Here is a 19055-nt window from a genome sequence, read left to right as displayed (position 1 = left end):
AGGGCTATTCAACCTTATTTTTTATAAAATTCAGAAACACCTGCGATTAATGACAGTGTTCCCATGAGAAACATCATAAATTCCTGCTTTCACAATCTGTTCTGTCAGTCAGACAAATGGCAGGCTGACAACGCGAAATCAGTTCATCTCAGGCTAGAAAAAAGCCAAGGATTACAAAGACCACCCAGTATGGGAACCAAAGAAGCAGCCTGATAGAAAACCAAAGGGTGGACTTCCAGTCGGTGGGACGGTCATTTGAGACGCTTTTCATAAAGAGGTAATAGACGGCAGCGGCGAGGGCGGATAGGATAAAGAAATATTGAGACACGGAATCTAAATGAATGTGTAGCATACCGGCTGTTTGGGAAGGTCTAAGCAGTAACAAAGTAATGATGGCCAGAAGAGCACCATATAAGCAGCTAAGTACATTAAGTTTCAAAAAATTTATTCGGCGCACTGTAATCAGACCCCTTAAAAGAGAGACAACCATTTGAAAGCGGAAAATGGTTATCAAATCGTGTCTACATAATCTTAAAACAGCTTTTTGTATTCTTTGCAACTTACTTAATAATATGGTATTCAAATTGTTAGGTACAAACGCTTGAGCTATTTTCTGTTATTTTAATTGCTGCAGATTATTGAAATGAATCATCATTGACGGTAAAATAAATTTAACCGAATAAAAAAATATAACAGGCGATGTGAAATGAAACAAACCTTAATTATTAAGGATCTGAATCAGCTTAAAGTTTTAAGTGATCCGTTTCGGGCAAAACTTATGATATTGCTGATTGAAAGACCGTACACAGGTCAGCAGCTGGCCGAACGATTTAATCTGTCACGCGCACGTATTCACTATCATTTGCACGAACTGGAAAAAAATCATTTGATTGAACTGGTTAGAACAGAAGAAATCAACGGGATCGTACAAAAATTTTATCAGTCTGTGGCTCAGGGCTTTCTGCCGGATGTTTCCTTGCTTCCGCAGAAGCAGGAGGTCAGCGAAACCTATCGGCAGATTGTGCTCAGTATGATTGACCGAACGCGAATGCGTGCACTGACTGCCCCGGATGAGGCTTTTTCAATCAGCGAGCAGGTGCCGGGAAACATGCGTGCGCTTGCCACCTATTGGGAAATTACAATGAGCGATCGCCACTTTCAGGCATTCGCTAAAGAAACGGCGGAGCTGTTTAATAAATACAATAACCGATGCAGTCAGGACGGGAAGCAGCCGGATGCAAAACTATATTTTCTGTCCGGATTCGGCTTTCAGGTTGATCAGGGGGCTTTTAAGCAACACGTTGATCAGGAGCAATGATGCTCTTTTTTTTATTAACGGTCAGATTTATTTTACCGAGTAAATATATTTAAGGAGTGATTCAGATGAAAGCGCTATTTCTCAATAAGAATTTCCGTCTCCTCATCTCAGCCCGCCTGATGACCAATATCGGAGACAGCATGTATTATGTCGGTGCGATGTGGCTTGTTTATAAACTGGGTGGATCGGCTTTTTATTCGGGACTGGCGGGTTTTCTGATTCTGCTTCCTCAGGCGCTGCAGTTTCTTGTCGGTCCTTTAGTTGATAAATATCCGATACAGAAACTGCTCGTGGTTTCACAGCTTGGACAGGCGTCACTGCTTTGCCTGATCCCGATAGCCTATTATTCGGGTTTACTTTCTGTCGGACTGGTACTCGCTGTTATGCCCATTGTTTCTTTTCTGGATCAGTTTTCATTTCCTGCCGAAAATGCACTCATTCCCAATATTCTGGAGAGGGATGACCGCATAGCGGCAAATTCAATGATGTCATTGGCTTATCAAGGCTCTGATGCCGCCTTTAACGCAGTCGGCGGTGCGATCCTTGCTGTAACAGGGGCCATGTCCCTTTATCTGGCGGATATCGGCACTTTTATTGTTGCTGCGGGTCTCTTTAAACTGTTGCATCTTCCCATCGAGCGAAAGGCGAGTCAGCCCTCATCAACGAAACAGATTAGAAACTATTTTTCTGATTTAAAAGTGGGTTTCCAAGTTGTTCTACACTCTCTTTTGGGGGAAGTGATGGTGACGGGCGCCGTGGCCAATTTTACGCTTGGCGCTTTAACCGCGATACTTCCGGCTTATGCGGACTCATTGGGCGGTTCGGAAAGCTACGGTTTTCTGCTGGCAGGTTCGGCGGTTGGAAGCCTGGCCGGCGCTCTGGCTGCTCCGTTATTCAACCGTTTCCCCATTGGCCGGCTGCTAGCCGGGAGTTATTTTCTCGGTTTTTGTTTCTGGCAGCTTTCAGCATTTGCTCCATCTGCGCCGCTTAAAGTTGTCTTTTTTGCGGCAAGCATGATTCCGCTCGGGCTGAACAACGTGATTGGCTATACATTGATGCAAAATCTTCTTCCGCAAAGACTACTCGCCCGTTCGATGTCGGTAATGGTCAGCATTTCCACATGCATCATGCCTATTGGTTCTCTAGCCGGAGGAATAATGAGCCATGCTATGGGGGCCGGATGGGTGTTCATGACCGCGGGCAGCGGATTTCTGTTCGTTTCAGTATACGTCCTTCTTATTCCGGTTTTGCGCAGGCTCCCTGCTCCGGGGAGGGTCAGACCGGATGATTATGGATTCCAGAAAGAGTCTGTTCCAGAGATGCCAAGAGACGATGAATGTAACGGAATAAAAGTTGAATGACGATTATTATAGCAATTTGACTATCCTTAGAGTGAGAGGTGAGGAAATTGAAAAAAGAAGATACCTTGAAAATAAGCCATATGAAAAGTCAGATGAAAGAGAAGAACAAATTGAGGATAATTCCCTGGAAAGCCGTATGCAGATATAGCAGCAATACTGATGGTATTCATATCCAGCAAAGCGATATTTAAATACAAAAAAAAGCAGAGTGAAAAGATACCTGGTAGCAGGAATATTGGTTATTTTAGTCATAATAGAATGCTTGGTCCTTTATTTCGCTTTTGAGGTTTAAGATATATGAAAAATGGCAATGAAAAACTTATTTTAAAAAATGGACTAAAAAGTAGCCAGGGCTGAGAAAAATATATCTCAGCAAGGGTTAGCGGAGCTTGTCGGAGTTTCAAGACAAACCATAAGCGCTATTGAAACTGGACAATTTAATCCGTCGGCCAAATTGGCATTGGTGTTATGTATCGCGTTGGATAAAAAATGTGAAGAGCTGTTCTTTTTTTAGAACAGCTCATCATTTTCTATAATTTTTCAGGCTAATGTGGCAGAATCGGAAATGTTAGCCACTTTTCAAACCTGTCCGCTATAGCTGCGGGTCATATTCGGAAAAGTGATCAGGTCATCTATACTGTACTTTTGAAAAAGCCGGGTCAAAGCTTCAATATATAGCAGATAATTTAAGTCGGGCTCTTTAGGCGCGTATGATGCTGAAAGGTGTCGCCCAATAAATTCCTCCAGATGGTAGTAGAGTGGATGATCATATGTTTTGCATTGATACTTTCCATCCTGAAAGAAGGTTTTGAAACGGGACGAAACATGATCGAGCCCTCCTGAAAAGCCGTCAAAATCGGGACAGAACTGTTCACAGATTTTTTCACTTTCCTGAATGAGCGAAGCATCTGGTATCCGGCTGTTCCAGACCAGAACGACCTGCCCCTCTTTTTTCAAAATGCGTCTGCATTCTTCTTTAAATGTCTCCGGATCGAACCAATGAAAAGCCTGAGCGACGGTAATCAAATCGACTGATCCATCTTGAAGTGTGGTGTGCTCAGCCATGCCTGCCACTGATGTGAATAATGGATTCGTACCTAGACTGGATTCTGCGACATGGCGCATATCCGTATTAGGTTCAACAGCTTTTACCCTTAAATCATGTTCCACAAGCTGCCTGGTCAGGATACCTGTACCGGAACCAATATCAGCAATAACCGAAGACTTGTCCAGATTGTGTTCATTGATCAAGTCGCGGATCAGTGCTTCAGGATAATTCGGTCTGAATTGAGCATAGATGGCGGCTTTACCGCTGAATTTTTCTGTGTTTGACAATGTAAGATCCCCACCTTCGCATTTATTTGTTTGAGCATGACAGAAAAGACCGCAATCTGAAGAAAGTCAGGCACTTTTGATCCATCTTCGGATAAAAAACTAATGTCGTTACCATCCGTTTATCACTTGGAGAAGATGATAAAATTACATTCCTTGCAAACGAGAAGGACTCTCAAAAAGTGCATTTATTCGAATGATTGTTACTCGCGCTCTTGAAGGCCTATTTATATTATAAACGACTTTTCAAATCCATTTGGAGTCTGAACCGGGAAGTCGTGGAACTTCCCAGCCTCATTTTTGTTGATTTTATTTAAGGGTTGCCAGCGGAGAAAACGCGTCAATTTTAATGACGAGAGGAATCCGTGTCTGGGGCAACCCCATAGAGATAAGATCACCGTACCTTCTTGTGTAATAAAGCGAACGTGTGTTCCGCGATTATTTCTGAAGGGAGGTGAGCCCATGGTTACGAAGGGCCAACCAGGCATGGGGCGAGCTCCGGCGGTTGCTCACCTATAAGTGTGCGTGGTACGGCAAAGAGCTCGTGCTTGTCAATTCGTACAAAACGTCGCAGCTCTGCTCCACATGCGGGTATGACGATGGAAAGAAAGCTCTAGCTATCCGGGAATGGACGTGCCCGCAATGCGGCACGCACCACGACCGGGACGTCAACACAGCGATCAATATCAAGCAGCTCGCTTTTGGTCGTTAAGCCGTGAGCCTGCGGGTTCGGGACGAGCCTTGGTAAAAAGCAGTGGCCGCTACTTCAGCATTCTCGAAGCAAGTGAGCTGTGTTCCCAGAAGCTCGGCTATTCATAGCCGAGTAGTTCACAGAAGCTTATTCTTTAATCCACGCACTTCGTCTTGAGTCAGTCCAACCGTTTGAAGATATTTCTGCACATTGCCATATGTACTGGAGAATTGCTCCAACGTTTTTTCCATATATTCCATGTCGGAGCGACCGAAATAGGACGGCAGTCTCGTGTCCCGTTTCATCCTTTCTCTGATCTCTAAACGTAAGTATGTGTAGGAGACCTGATAATCGGCAAGAATATCGTCGATTCCTACCCCGGCAGTGAGCAAGAGCAAGGCGGAAACCACGCCGGTCCGATCTTTTCCGGCAGCGCAATGAATCAGGACGGCTCCCTTCTGTTCGGCAATGATCCGCATAATCTGTCCTATGGCTGAAAAATCCGATATGATCCTGGCGTATAGCGATGGAACCTCATCTTTTGAACCAGGGTCTTTATTGCCGATCAGAAACGGACAGTGAAAATAGTCAAAGTCAGCGGACTGTTCGAAGGCACTTGGTTTCTTTGCAATTTCCGTGTTCGAGCGGAAATCAATGGCGGCGGTCACGCCCAATGATTTTAGAAGGGCAATGTCGCCCTTGTTCAAGATTAATGGCGCACCGCTGCGGATTATCCGGCCGAATTTTGTTACTTTGCCATCCGCCGTCGGGTAACCGCCAAGGTCCCGGGTATTCAGCGTAGAAGAAAGTGGAACGCGTCTTAAAAACATCTATTTCACCTTGATTGCATTAAAATGGGTGGTTGTTCTTCATTCATAATTATATCCTGACTCAGAAAAAGAATGCCACAATGGAACGCGCTTTAAAAATGGATGCTTCACAAAAAAACTTTATTCTGCTGCCAGATCATCATGCAGGTTTGTTCCGGCCAGGACTTTCCTTCAAGAATGAACGGACTGCCTTTTCCTCGGAAGTTATCATCTCCGGCGGTTGCTGGCCGTTGATGCAGAAAATAGACGCCAGTCAGGATTGCAGCCAACGCCGGTACGCTGACGGCGAGGTACAATTCTTTTTCAAGATTGATCCTCTCCTGATTACAGAAAAGGTTCTGTTTCCTTAATTATAAACCAGATTAATGAAAGGCCATGTTCTTGATTAAGAATAAAGCTGTTCCTTTTGTTCAACTTGATGTTACCTGTGAGATAAAAAAAGAATATTAAAAATCATTTTCTTTCCGCTTGTTTTGTAGAATACCCATTTCATATAAATCCCAGTATTCAACCCCATCTTCCATGTAGTCTCTGAGCAGTCCTTCTTTTACAAATTAAACTTAAAAAAAATATGATATGATAAACGAATAGTGAGAATTTTTTAGCCGTACGGATGCCGGTTGCTGGCTGAGGAGGAGATGCAGATGGAAGGGAAAGTTTTGCCGGAGCGATTACTTCCCTTAGAAGGTGTTTTCAATTTCCGTGATATGGGGGGCTTGAAAACTCGGGATGGAAGACGGGTCAAAAAGGGTTTAATCTTTCGGGCGGCTGAGCTGACCGGGCTCACAGCCGGAGATATTGATTATCTGAAAGAGCTGAAAATCAGATATATCTATGATTATCGTGATAGAGAAGAAGCTGCTTTGAAGCCAGATCCATGGATTGGACATGAGAAACATGAACGTATCGCAGTGAATGGTGAAGACAGAACGACCGCCCATTCAGAATGGGATCCGGAAACTTTTTATAAAACATTCACACGTGAGAATTTCACGCAAATCTATGCTCAGATGCCGATTCAGAATGCATCCTACCAAAGAATGATGAGTCTGGTCGCGCAGCCGGAACATAATTTTCCTTTTGTACATCACTGTACGGGCGGCCGTGACCGGACGGGGGTCGGTGCAATGCTGATTTTAAAAACACTGGGCGTCCCAGATGATGCAATCATTGATGACTACATGGTCTCAAATCAGACATTGTCCGCTTATCATGAAGAAATGTTTGAAGAAGCGTCTCAGTACATTTCCGGTGCGGCTTTGAAATGTTTTGAAGATGGTTTTCTGCTTCATGAAGAGTTCCTTGAAGCCTCGATGCAGTCGATTTCAGAAACATATGGTACATTTGAACACTATTTGAACGCGGAGTTCGGCATCACGGGGCATGCCCGTGAAAAGATACAGAACTTTTGCCTTGAATAATTGGGAGTAATAACGGCTTTTCCTTGTGGAAGGGTCTTTTTTTATGAGGGGGAGAGCGTAACATGAAACGGAAGCAAATCTATCTGACCGAGCAGCTGGGCCAGCAATTGAACGAGCTCGCCCGTGTTAAGGGTGTGCCACAGTCTGAAGTGATCCGGGAAGGGCTTGAAGCTTATCTGGAAACAACTGATGATCAGGACAAGGAATGGGATTTGCTGATTGACGAGATGAAGACATCCCCTCTTAGTGGCTTGAATTGAAAGCGTGAAGATTTGCATGCTGATCGGTGTTGGAGGTCAGCACGATATGAAGAATGAGCAGGTACTGATCGACACAAATATCTTGATTTATGCGTGGGATCATCAAAACCTGGAGAAACAGCAGAAAGCTATAGAAACCCTGAATAGGTTCAGAAGACAGCTTCTTATTTCTATGCAGAGTCTATCGGAATTTACGGCCGTGATGCTGAAGCACGGATGCGATCCGGAACGGCTGCTTCGGATCATTGAACGTATGGAAAGATTAATGAACATTCTTCCACTGAAAAAATCTGACGTACTGTACGCTCTTCAGGGTGTACAGCGCTATCAGATGCCCTATTGGGACGCACAGATATGGGCGGCTGCACGGTCAAACGATATTCCTCTGCTGTTTGCAGAAGATGGCCCGGTCGGTGAGACTATCGAGGGAGTTACTTATGTCAACCCGTTGGGGTAACTAACTAAACGGATAAAAATAGAAGCTGACATCAATTTGAGCAATGATTTTACTTTGAGAAACATGGAAATAAGCCATGTAAGTAATTTCTAAGTTGAATTGAAGAGATTGAGTTGAAGGGAACAAAACGACTCATTCAGAAATGCTTTCAGAAAAGATACACTCTCATGAAAAAAATATTAATGCTACTATCCTCATATCCGGATTTTGCACTCTTTTTCTTATTCTTTACTTTGACTAGGGCGCGGTGCCAGCTGTCTGATATTGTCAAAATTGTTTCCTTGATCGCTCCTCCAATCGGCTACTGCCGGATCCCCGGCGAGATCCAGATGAAACCAGACCGGTTCACGCCCGTCGGCAATCAGGCTTTGTGTTCCGTCATTATTATCCTTCACAATGTAGTGAGCCTCAGCCCCGCTTTTCCCATTCCATTTCAATAGGGTGTAGCGGCGCTGAATCAATTTTTCATAGGGTATCAACGGCTTAATCTCAGTGTTAAACTGGTTTGTCAGCTCAGATAAAATCCAATCTCTTTTCGCCTTCAGAAGCGGGGCAGGATGATAATAATCTCCCTTGTCATTCTGCTTGCCGAAGACCGGAATACCGGCAGTTTTGATTTTTTCCATCCATAGTTTTTTCGCCTTCTGTAGATTTTTCCAGTCGTTTTTTCTGTGAAGCCCCCAGCCAATCAGAATCCACGGGTGGCTTTGCAATTCATCAGGCGTAGCCAGTGACTCGTTAGGCGTGATCTTTCCAGTGCAAGCCAGCTGTTCAAAGTTATTAATCGCCTGTGCTGAATAGGTACTCTGCAGATTAAAGAGATTATAAATCTGAAGTTTTCCAGCCGGATGGCCTTCATAAATTTGATTGACCAGTCGGATTAGCTGGTCCATGGTCGGATCCGGTTGAATTTTCCCCATGGCTGCACCCATTTGTTTCAACTTGGCGCCCAACCTGGGATTCATTTTTTCAAAATCGGCGGAACCTGGGTTCAGTATCAACACGGAGCCGAGCGATTGGCGGGACGTCCCCCATTTTATGTATGCCGAGGTCCGGAAGGTCGCACCATAACGTCGGACAAAAGCACCAAATACCTGAGGCTGGTCCATACTTATTGTTCCCTTCTAATGAGATAACACTTTTATAGGTTGCGGGCGAATGTTTTCTATACATAATAATAGCAGAATAGAGAAATCTATTGCTGAAAAAATCACAGGTCTGAAAATGGGGGAGCAGTCGATGAGTCTGTTCGGATTGGATGAAAAAACAAAGTTGGAGCGGATGGATGCGCTCAAAATAGCGGGTAAACAGGCCAGGAAAAAGGTCCCTTTTTCGGATCAGGCGATGTTCGTGCCTGTGGATCGTGACCCAGTGGCTATTGTCGATGAGGGAAATCAGGAACGCCTGCCTGAGCTGCTGATGCTGCGCAGAGAACGAATGTCAGCGTCACCGTTTGCATTTTATCGGGGTACGGCGGGACTTATGGCGCATGATCTGGTATCGCAGGCAGTAACGGGAAAGCAGGTGATCATTTGCGGGGATGCACATATCGGCAATTTCGGTTTTTATGCTTCACCGGAACGCAGGTTGATCTTTGATCTGAACGATTTTGACGAATCCGCCCTCGGACCATGGGAATGGGATGTCAGGCGATTGGTGACGAGCGTGATTCTCTGTGGTGAATCACTGGGTTTTCGGGAAGATCAGATTGACGAGGCCGCGATGCAGGCCGCGTACAGTTACCGTAACGGATTACGCAGCGTGCTGAGCCTTGATGCACTGGGTCGCTTTTACCTGAGCATTGACGAAGCAGAAATACAGAAGATCCTGACCAAGCCAATCCGCAAAGCATTTGATAAAGCAGCCAGAGAAGCGAAAAAACGTACCTCTGGACAGGTTATTAAAAAGCTTACGGAAATCGATGATCGGGGACGGATCAGGTTTACTGAAAACCCGCCGGTTTTGACACATGTAGATGCCGGTATGGTTTCTAAAGTACATGAATACTTTGATCAATACCGGAAAAATGTGGCACCGGACATTGCCCTTTTTCTGTCGCAGCACATTCTTACCGATGTTGCGCGCAGGGTTGTCGGGATAGGAAGCGTCGGCACGCGCTGCTATTTGCTTGTGCTGACCTCTACGGCAAGCAGTCATCTCGTGCTTCAGATCAAGGAAGCCGAGCCATCCGCCATTAAGCAATACTGTCCGCCTGATCGGGAGGCTTTGGAGTTTTTCTCACGCGAGGCGTCGGAGGGATACCGTGTCGTAGCCTGCCAGGAAATTCTTCAGGCGGTGTCGGATCCGTTTCTTGGTTATTTCCAGGCGAATGGAAGGGATTTTTATGTTCGCCAGTACCGTGATATGAAGGGCTCAGTCGAGCTGGAAAAGCTGTCTGCCACCCAGTTAGATAAATATGTTGCCGGCTGCGGCCTGCTGCTTGCCCGCGCACATGCTCAAAGTCCGAATGCCGCCTGGATTAAAGGCTATATGGGCAAATCGGACGCTTTCGACCGCAGCATGCTGGATTGGTCAAAGGCATATGCCCACCAGGTTCAAAACGACTACGAATCCTTTGTAAAATTGGATTGATTGCGATCTAAATTAAAAGTGACAATCCGGACACAATGTATGAGTGTAAAAGCTGGAAAATACAGTTCTGCATGGTATTTAACATCGATTGCTATGCCACTCATGGTATACTTAAGCTGTGAATTTGTTTCTTGTTATTTCATTTGAAAGGGTGTGCGTCCAAGTGACAACTATTATTGTTATTGCTGTCATCGCGATTATCGTGCTTTTCTTTATTTTCTCGTACAACGGGCTTGTCAAGTATCGCAACTGGGTGCAAGAATCGTTCAGCCAGATTGATGTTCAGCTGAAGCGGCGTCATGACCTGATTCCCAATCTGGTTGAAACGGTCAAAGGCTATGCCAGGCATGAAAAGGAGACACTGTCTCAGGTGGTTGAGGCTCGGAACGGTCTGATCAGTGGGACGCCGCAGCAGAGAATTGAAGCGGACAATCAGATTGAAGGAGCACTGAAGTCAATCTTTGCATTGGCTGAATCTTATCCGGATCTGAAAGCTAACCAGAATTTTCTGAGTTTGCAGGAGGAGCTCGCGACAACTGAAAACAAAGTCGCATATTCCCGTCAGCTTTATAATAAGACGGTTAAAGATTATAATATCAAACGGGAATCTTTCCCGACCAATCTGATTGCCGGTATGTTTGGCTTTAAACGTGAAGAGCTGTTAACGGTTCCTGAGGCTGACCGCGAAGTGCCAAAAGTCACTTTTTAATGGAGGGCAGCCATGTTATACCAACAAATTGCACAAAATAAGCGGAAAACATTTGTATTGCTTGTGTTTTTCTGCCTGCTTGTCCTGGCGATCGGATGGGCAGTCGGTTATTTTGTCGGCAGTGGCTCCTTGGCGGGTATTGTGATTGCTGCAGTGATTCTCTGCTTCTACATTCCGGTTACATTTGCCAGTGCGAAAACGCAAGTGCTCGGTATGTCCGGCGCCCACGAGATTCAAAAGAGCGATAATCCGATGCTGTTTAACATTGTCGAAGAATTGTCTGTCGCTGCCAATGTGCCAATGCCGAAAATTTATGTAGTGAATGATGATTCACCGAATGCGTTTGCTACCGGTATGAAGCCGGATTCGAGTGCTATAGCATTTACGAGCGGTTTACTGGAGCGGCTGAACCGTGAGGAGATCGCCGCTGTTACCGCTCATGAATTTTCACATATCCGAAATTATGACATTCGTTTGATGACACTTTGTATCGCGCTTGTTGGTGTTATCGTCATTATCGCTGATATGGGGCAGCGGATTTTTTTCTGGGGTGGCGGCCGAAATAATAAACGTGACAATGACAAATCGAATCCTATCCTGATGATCGTTGCTCTCGTCCTGATTATTCTTGCGCCGATTGCAGCACAGTTTGTTCAGCTGGCTGTTTCACGCAACCGGGAATATCTGGCGGATGCATCGGCGATCGAAATTACCCGTGACCCACAGGGCCTGATCAATGCGCTGACTAAAATCAGCAGCGATTCAGAAGGACTGAAAAATGCGAAGCAGGCCACGGCTTCAATGTATATCGCTAATCCATTTGGGCGGAAGAAAAAGAAACAGTCTAGCTGGTTTGCGACCCATCCACCGATTGAAAGCCGTATTGAAAGACTAAAGGCGATGTAACTCTAAGCAGGTACTCATAATATTTTTTAATGTAGTTACATTATTAATACAGTCTGCTTTTTAAAAAATATTGAAATCCATGAGTTATGTAGTGGTTTGGGAGTCATGGAGAAAAAGGACGGCTCAAATTCAATTTTTGAATTTTAGAGTTGCCCTTTTTTGTAGACAGTAAATAATTTTAGAACCGCTGACATTCACGGTTTAAAAAGTTCGATCATTTATCTTTTGTTTGTTACGCACGATCAAAGTAGATATGTGATTCTTTTGCATCAAGATGCTTAACCGATCTGAAACCACGATTTTCATAATAATCGGCGGTTTGTAAAAGATCCGCAGTGGGAAAAACACAATGCGAATAAAATTAATTTGCCAAAGGGATCTTTCCATTTAAACTCTGTGGCTCACTGTTTATACATACGCTCTCTAACGAAATTATTGTCATTAAAGGCATAGAATAAGGGAAGCAAGTGAGTGTTTAAGTAAGTACTTGTTGCGCGCGGTACCCGACTTTTGGAAACAGGAAGTGTTTTTTCTCTGACATCAAAAGGACTGGACATTTTTTGCCCAGTTTTTCTTAATGCAAGACGAATTAATAGTTGTAACAATTATTTCAAAGGGTAAAATAACCCATTATAATCATGAATCATTAACAGAGCTAGAATAGCATGCCTCTATTAACTTTTTATTAAAATTTAATGGGTATTTATTACTAATTGAGGATACAGGGCACACTACAACAAATACTCTTAAGAACAAAAAACATTCGCGATGTGTGTTACGTCTTTACCCTTTTTGGCACATAGAAGTGTTGTTTTGAAAGGATACTTAAACGATGAAAAAGCAGAGACTTGTTTTTAAAATTCTAATCGGAATCTTGGTGCTCGTCTTTTGTTCCCGAATGGCCGTATTGATTTTCTGGCAGCACGGCAATCAGAGGAACAGTGCCGCTTCATCGCGTCCGGACGATTTTGTCCGACAGACAGCGTCCTTATATAACATTCATAAAAATGGTGCTGCTTTATCCCATCAAACTGTAAGTAAGGCAATAGACCATTCACATACAACTACAACTCTGAAAGCAAAGAAAATCGCACCCAAAGAATCATCTTTAACTCAAAAAATAGACATAACAAGAACCACTATTAATCGGTATTTGCATCGCGTGAATTTTACAGGAACGGCTGTAGTCGTCAGCCATGGACAAACTGTACTGGCAAGAGGCTACGGTTACAGAAATGTAGCCCTTCGTCTGCCTAACATGCCTTCCACTGAATATTATGTTGCTTCGATAACGAAGTCAGTGACGGCCGTTGCGTTTATGCAAATGAGAGAGCACGGACTGATTTCATTTAATGACCGAGTTTCTCAATTTTATCCGAACTTTCCAAATGGAAGATCGATCTCTATGCTGGATCTTCTGTGCCATGTCTCAGGGTTACGCGGTATTCCGGAGACCATTCGTTTTGTGACTAGAGATGAGCAGGTTCAAAGAATTGCAGATGGAAATCTGCGCCTTTCCTACAGACCGGGAACGCAATGGTCCTATGAAGATGATAATTATACACTGGTCGCTGCGATTCTGGATAGGATCAGCTTAAGAACTTACGGGAAAACTTTGCATCAATATATTCAGCAAAATATTTTTAATAAGGCCAACATGACGCAGGCAGGCTTCGGAGAAATGTCGCAATCTCCCTATCGATCGATCGGATACGCTGGAGTTTCGGAACAGATTCCCTCTCTTACTCAGCTTTTGGGTTGCGGTGATGTTTACATGTCTGCATGGGATCTCTATCTGTTTGATCATGCGCTTGCTGATGGAACGCTTTTATCCGCCCCGAGTTATCAAAGCATTTTTAAAAGGCATTTTAGCGTCACCGCCTATAGTCTGGGATGGTATCCTGACCGGGAAGGATGGGGAAAACATACTTATTCGAGTCATGGCGTTCTTGGGGGATGGAACGGAAGCAACGCTTTTTCCATGGATCGGCAGAATTTTGTTGTGTTACTCAGCAATTCATCCAGTGCATCCGGTATCTACGCACAGGCCAATCAAATGATTTTTAACGTGCTTTCGAAATGATGAAGACACATGTACATTGTAGAAATAGGACCTGTTTATAACCAAAAGATGATCGGCTATTTTTCTGAGAAGGCATGGATGATGCTTTACCTGATACGTCAGGGATCGCTTCTCCAATCCGTCTTGTTTGTGCCAAGTCCGCACGGACGATGAACTGGCCCGGGGGCGTTAAGCTTCAAATTTAAGAAGTATCAAGAAGAGTATGATTCCCGGTTTTCTTAAGGATGCATAGTTGAAATATCTGGTCGTTAGGAGAAATAAAATGGATTATAAAGTCAGTGTGATTGTTCCCGGCTATAATGTAGCGCCATACATCAGACAGTGTTTAAACTCCCTAGTCCGTCAGAGTTTTAAAGAAATACAGGTCATCATGATTGATGATGGATCAACGGATGCGAGAACCGGTCAAATTATGGACGAGTACGCTGACACATACGGAAATTTCGAGACCATTCATCAGGCGAACATGGGATTGGGCGCGGCGAGAAATGTTGGTGTGAGTTATGCCCGGGGACAGTATCTCGCCTTTGTTGACAGCGATGATTACGTTGACAGCGACGCCTATGAAAAAATGTATGCCATGGCAGAACAAACACATTCTGATATTGTTTCGGGAGGCGTCCGGCGCTTTCATTCAAGTGTTTGCCGTGATTCGTTTCTTCACAGGATGGCGATTATTGATACATGCAGAAAAACTCATATTACAAAGCATCCGGAACTGCTTTATGATACGACTGCATGGAACAAGATTTACAAAAAATCCTTTTGGGACAATTATCATCTTTCTTTTCCTGAAAACATGCTTTATGAAGATATTCCGCTGACCATTCCTGCACATTTTCTGGCGAAATCTGTAGATATACTTGAGGATCCTGTTTACTACTGGAGAATCCGGGAGGGTATCGATCTTTCCATCACACAGAGAAGAACTGATATTCAGAATTTCAAAGACCGGTTGAAAGCCCTACACCTGCTTGATATCTTTTTGGCCGAACACAATGTTTCAAAGCAGATGGTTGAAGCAAATCAGTTGAAATATTTAATGAACGATTTTTCCGTTTTCTTAGGTGTCTTAAAATCAGTTGATTCAACGTACATAAGCAAATTTCAGGAACTCATGTCCAATGAGCTTGCAAAGATGAATCCGCAATTATTCGACCGGATTCCGGCAAAATTTGCACTTGCTTACCGGCTTGTTCTGCAAAATAAAATGGATGATGCGATAAAAGTGATGGGGGTGAACGAGGGGCGCAATCTTAATTTTAAACCTTATCGTGAAAAAGGACACTGGTATCAGAAATTCACGACTTCCGAATATACAAGGAAGCATCCAATCTGTGTGGATGAGTCACTGAATGCTGTCGCAAGAATCCACAGGATCCGCTGGGACGAAGCAGGAAGGCTTGAGATCACCGGCCACGCTTATATCGAAGGAATTGATTCTGGAAGAAAAGCGGATGTTCAAATGGATGCCTGTCTTATAAACATGGATAATCAGCAGCAAACTGATCTTCCTGTCCTCCTGCTCAAAGAAACGGCGATTACGAGAAAGTGGGGAACAAAGAAAATCAGAGGGCTTACTCCGCTGTCACGGGTCTATAACTATAATTGGTCTTTTTTTAGTATTAAAGTTGATGCTGAACAATCATTAAATAGAATCGGTGAAGGACGCTGGACGGTGTTTTTAAATCTGAACGTCCAGGGCATGAAGAAAACAGTGCGTCTGGGTGCCCCGCTTAAGGGGAGCAATAAAGCTAATTACCGGCTGCTTCACGATGTTGCTTTCGCTGTAAAGTATAACGGGAAATGGCTGCTTGCCATTGATGTCTACCGACCGGATGTTCTGATCGATCATGTGACTGCCGGCCGGAACAGTCTGATCTTTGATGGCCGGATGAACCGTGCAGTTTCAGATATCTGCCTGTTTTATTATGATCATGGCAGAGGAGAAAAATTGACATATGTGCCTGAAATTCATTATTCCAATAAAAGTCGGTTCAGTATAACGATCCCAGATCAATTGACGCACGGGCCGACATTCAATGAAACCGGCTGGGTTATCGGCTATCATCTTCCCGGATATTATGTTCCGAGTACCGCCGCTGGCATGTTTGCTGAAAAAATATTATCTGTTCATATTGGTAAACGCGATGTATGGATTGAAAATATAGAAGGGAAAATTTTAATTTATGCTTCAGCATATTGTCACCCTGTACTGAATCGTCTGGAATTTACTGACAATGTGATGATCATGAATATGACTCTGCCTGAACGATACAATCCGAAAGAGGGGGAGAACGGCGAGTCGCAGCTTTTATTTGAACCTGTAGGGAACGCTCCTTCTTTATCATTTGATCTTTCCACTGTTCTTTGTTCCTGCAATGGAAAGGATTGTACGATCAGGTTGAATTGTTTTGATGAAAGTGGACATTTCAGATGGTACTCCGCTGGTAAATGGAACGTGTTTGTTCAATTGACTGACAAAAATAACACAGGGAAAGCAGGCCATAAAGTACCGGTTATTCTGTCAAAGGAGCTGCTGAGGACGTTCAACGCCCGTCGTCCTTATCGACATCAACGTATTCGCTTCAGCCCTATTTCCGGCCGGCATCTTTCTCTGAACTTTCGAACCGAAATTTCAAGGCACTTTATGGACCGCACCTCCAGGCGCAGAAAATTAATTCAATGGTATCTTTATCCGCTGATGCGGCTACTGCCGCTTAAGAAAAATGTCATTGTCTTTGAAAGCTTTTGGGGAAAATCATTCGGCGATAATCCTAAAGCCATTTATGATTATATAGAACATGTCTATGGGAATCACTTTCACTATATCTGGTTTATGAATAATGACTATACACCGGTGACCGGTCGCGCGAAAGCAGTTCGAAAATATAGTTTTCTTTATTTCTACTATTTTGCTAGAGGAAAATATTTTGTTGAAAATACAACCTTTCCAAATCTGTATGTCAAACGCCGTGGCCAGATTGAAATGCAGACACTGCATGGCACATTCATGAAGAAGATGGGCTTGGACGAGACGGTCACTTTCAATACAAAATATGAACAGACGGCTTTGTTAAAGCGGTCCGGCCGATGGGACTATCTGATCTCTCCCAGCCATTACATGACGGAAGTTTCAACAAAAGCATACTTGTTTGAGCGCCAGATTGTCCCTTGCGGATTTCCTAAAAATGATCAGTTGTATAAAAATAATAATTCGGAATATATAAAGTCTGTTAAAGAAAAGCTGCACTTGCCTCTGGATAAAAAGGTAATCCTCTATGCACCTACTTTCCGCAGCCGGTATCAATTTGAGATCAGGCTGGATTTGGCTATGCTTCAGCAGCGTCTGTCATCAGATTATGTTCTGCTGTTGCGCCTTCATTATTTTGTGACCGGTCGCACGAATGTAGAACCGTATAAGGGATTTGTTTTTGACGTGTCTCCTTATCCGGATATACAGGATCTTTATTTGGTATCAGATGTAATGATTACGGATTACTCTTCTGTGATGTTTGATTACGCGCACTTGAAAAGGCCAATGCTCTTTTTTGCCTACGATCTGGATTACTATCGGCGTGTGTTGCGTGGCATCTATTTAAATTACGAGAAAACAGTCCCCGGCCCGATTGTTTCAAAAACCGAGGAGGTGATCAGAGCTATTCGCGAGTTGTCAGGCTCGACCATGTATCAACAAAAATATCGACAGTTTTACGATAAATACTGTACCTATGGACGAGGAGAATCCTCAAAAAAGGCAGCGGAGTATTTGTTAAATCGTAATATCAAATTGCAATCCGGGGAACACTACTATAGGAATCTATGGAAGAAGAAGATAAATAAGTGGTATATTAAGCTATTCAAATGTATCGGTAAAATGCCGCGGAAAAATATTGTTCTATTTGAAAGCTATTTCGGACGTCAGTATTCTGATAATCCGAGGGCCATCTATGAATATATGAAGGCTAATCATCCTGAATATCGTTTGATTTGGAATGTACAAAAGGGCGAGGAAGCATTATTTAAGAGAGAAAAAATACCGTTTGTGATTAAATACTCCTTCAGAGGACTGTGGCAGTGGGCGCGGGCAAAGTACTGGGTAACGAACAGCCGATGGCCGCTCTGGTTGCCTAAACCCCAAAATACGGTATACATACAGACGTGGCATGGCACACCCTTGAAAACTCTGGGTGTGGACATTCATCATATGACCATGCCTGGAATGACAATTGAAAGGTACAAAAAGGAATTCACCGAAGAGTCGAGAAAATGGGATTATTGTATCGCCCCAAATGAATATTCATCAAAAATCTTTCAAAAGGCTTTTGAAGTGCAGGGGGCAATGATCAATTCCGGTTATCCGAGAAACGATATGCTTATACAGAAAAATACGATTTCGGATATCATGAAAATAAAGAAAAAAATGGGTATTGACAGAAATAAAAAAGTGATTCTGTATGCGCCCACTTGGCGTGACAATGAATATAGTCGAATGAATCATTACACTTATGATATGAAACTTGATTTGGCCAGGATGAAGAATGAATTTGGCAGCGATGCTGTTTTGCTTTTAAGACTGCACTATCTGATTGCCGATCGATTGGATTTAAGCGGCTATGAAGACTTTGTCAAGGATGTTTCCGAATATGAAGATTGCCGGGAACTATACTTGGTAGCAGACTGCCTGGTCACTGATTATTCTTCTGCTTTTTTCGATTATGCCAATTTGAAACGCCCGATTGTATTTTATGCCTATGATCTATACGACTATGCAAATGAAATACGCGGTTTCTATCTGGATTTTGAGAAGGAAGCCCCCGGGCCTGTTGTCAGGGATATGGATCATTTGCTTCCTGCCATACATGATGCACTGAATTTTACCGGCGATAATCCTTACCCTGAGTTCTATAAAAGATTCTGTAATTGGGAGGATGGCCATTCATCGCGAAGAGCAGTCGAGGCTTTTTTGAAAGGAAGACACGTATGAAAATATTATCTTTTTGCTGAATCGGAGGTCCTCAGTTTTCGGACCGTTCGCTGGAGGAAGTATATCAAAAGATAAGCAGAGCGTACAAAAAAGAGCCGACGGAGTATC

15 protein-coding genes and 1 pseudogene are annotated in these 19055 nt (G+C 43.7%); 13 read left to right on the top strand and 3 right to left on the bottom strand.

The window, feature by feature from the left end:
* Positions 1-706 precede the first annotated feature (706 nt).
* The 3 genes and pseudogenes from COP04_RS00735 to COP04_RS00725 all read left to right on the top strand — a co-directional run bounded on the left by COP04_RS00735 (position 707) and on the right by COP04_RS00725 (position 3193).
* Complete coding sequence (locus tag COP04_RS00735) at positions 707-1318, top strand: ArsR/SmtB family transcription factor (protein ID WP_100486242.1); 612 nt, start codon at positions 707-709, stop codon at positions 1316-1318.
* Between the two features lie 65 nt (positions 1319-1383).
* Complete coding sequence (locus COP04_RS00730) at positions 1384-2679, top strand: MFS transporter (RefSeq protein ID WP_100486241.1); 1296 nt, start codon at positions 1384-1386, stop codon at positions 2677-2679.
* Between the two features lie 297 nt (positions 2680-2976).
* Positions 2977-3193: pseudogene (locus tag COP04_RS00725) on the top strand (helix-turn-helix transcriptional regulator).
* A 65-nt stretch (positions 3194-3258) separates the two neighbouring features.
* Here the strand turns inward: COP04_RS00725 and COP04_RS00720 are convergent.
* Positions 3259-4014 carry a class I SAM-dependent methyltransferase gene (locus COP04_RS00720; protein ID WP_100486239.1) on the bottom strand — a complete coding sequence of 252 codons (756 nt, stop codon included), beginning with the start codon at positions 4012-4014 and terminating at the stop codon, positions 3259-3261.
* A 451-nt stretch (positions 4015-4465) separates the two neighbouring features.
* Between COP04_RS00720 and COP04_RS00715 the strand changes: the two genes are divergently transcribed.
* Positions 4466-4723, top strand: a complete 258-nt coding sequence (locus tag COP04_RS00715) for an RNA-guided endonuclease TnpB family protein (protein ID WP_204988002.1) — start codon at positions 4466-4468, stop codon at positions 4721-4723.
* A 116-nt stretch (positions 4724-4839) separates the two neighbouring features.
* On the opposite strand, the gene COP04_RS00710 is transcribed toward COP04_RS00715, so the two are convergent.
* A complete protein-coding gene (locus tag COP04_RS00710; RefSeq protein WP_100486237.1) occupies positions 4840-5532 on the bottom strand; it encodes a tyrosine-protein phosphatase in 693 nt (230 codons plus the stop codon).
* A gap of 80 nt (positions 5533-5612) precedes the next feature.
* On the opposite strand from COP04_RS00710, the gene COP04_RS00705 reads away from it, so the two are divergent.
* From COP04_RS00705 to COP04_RS00690, 4 genes are all read left to right on the top strand, one after another.
* Positions 5613-5882, top strand: coding sequence for a hypothetical protein (locus COP04_RS00705; RefSeq protein ID WP_162297062.1), 270 nt, complete (start codon positions 5613-5615; stop codon positions 5880-5882).
* Positions 5883-6176: 294 nt separating this feature from the next.
* Positions 6177-6953: a tyrosine-protein phosphatase gene (locus COP04_RS00700; protein WP_100486233.1), complete on the top strand. Its 777-nt coding sequence runs from the start codon at positions 6177-6179 to the stop codon at positions 6951-6953.
* A gap of 62 nt (positions 6954-7015) precedes the next feature.
* Positions 7016-7213 carry a ribbon-helix-helix domain-containing protein gene (locus COP04_RS00695; RefSeq protein WP_100486231.1) on the top strand — a complete coding sequence of 66 codons (198 nt, stop codon included), beginning with the start codon at positions 7016-7018 and terminating at the stop codon, positions 7211-7213.
* 46 nt (positions 7214-7259) lie between these two features.
* Positions 7260-7670: a PIN domain-containing protein gene (locus tag COP04_RS00690; RefSeq protein WP_157800106.1), complete on the top strand. Its 411-nt coding sequence runs from the start codon at positions 7260-7262 to the stop codon at positions 7668-7670.
* A gap of 221 nt (positions 7671-7891) precedes the next feature.
* On the opposite strand, the gene COP04_RS00685 is transcribed toward COP04_RS00690, so the two are convergent.
* Positions 7892-8779, bottom strand: a complete 888-nt coding sequence (locus tag COP04_RS00685) for a DUF1643 domain-containing protein (protein ID WP_100486227.1) — start codon at positions 8777-8779, stop codon at positions 7892-7894.
* A 49-nt stretch (positions 8780-8828) separates the two neighbouring features.
* Here COP04_RS00685 and COP04_RS00680 point away from each other — a divergent pair, with 49 nt between their 5' ends.
* The 5 genes from COP04_RS00680 to COP04_RS00660 all read left to right on the top strand — a co-directional run bounded on the left by COP04_RS00680 (position 8829) and on the right by COP04_RS00660 (position 18947).
* On the top strand, positions 8829-10262 hold the full coding sequence (locus COP04_RS00680) for a DUF2252 domain-containing protein (protein ID WP_100486225.1): 1434 nt from the start codon (positions 8829-8831) through the stop codon (positions 10260-10262).
* A 163-nt stretch (positions 10263-10425) separates the two neighbouring features.
* Complete coding sequence (locus COP04_RS00675; protein ID WP_100486223.1) at positions 10426-10971, top strand: LemA family protein; 546 nt, start codon at positions 10426-10428, stop codon at positions 10969-10971.
* Between the two features lie 12 nt (positions 10972-10983).
* Complete coding sequence (gene htpX / locus COP04_RS00670; protein ID WP_100486221.1) at positions 10984-11877, top strand: zinc metalloprotease HtpX; 894 nt, start codon at positions 10984-10986, stop codon at positions 11875-11877.
* Positions 11878-12709: 832 nt separating this feature from the next.
* Positions 12710-13960 (top strand): serine hydrolase domain-containing protein, encoded by a 1251-nt coding sequence (locus COP04_RS00665; RefSeq protein WP_100486219.1) that lies wholly within the window; start codon positions 12710-12712, stop codon positions 13958-13960.
* Between the two features lie 262 nt (positions 13961-14222).
* A complete protein-coding gene (locus tag COP04_RS00660) occupies positions 14223-18947 on the top strand; it encodes a bifunctional glycosyltransferase/CDP-glycerol:glycerophosphate glycerophosphotransferase (protein ID WP_100486217.1) in 4725 nt (1574 codons plus the stop codon).
* Positions 18948-19055: the final 108 nt, after the last annotated feature.

The organism is Sporolactobacillus pectinivorans (genome assembly GCF_002802965.1).
Taxonomy (GTDB): Bacteria; Bacillota; Bacilli; order Bacillales; family Sporolactobacillaceae; genus Sporolactobacillus; species Sporolactobacillus pectinivorans.
The sequence above is the reverse complement of the archived record's forward strand: the minus strand, read 5'-3'. Positions and strand labels throughout refer to the sequence as shown.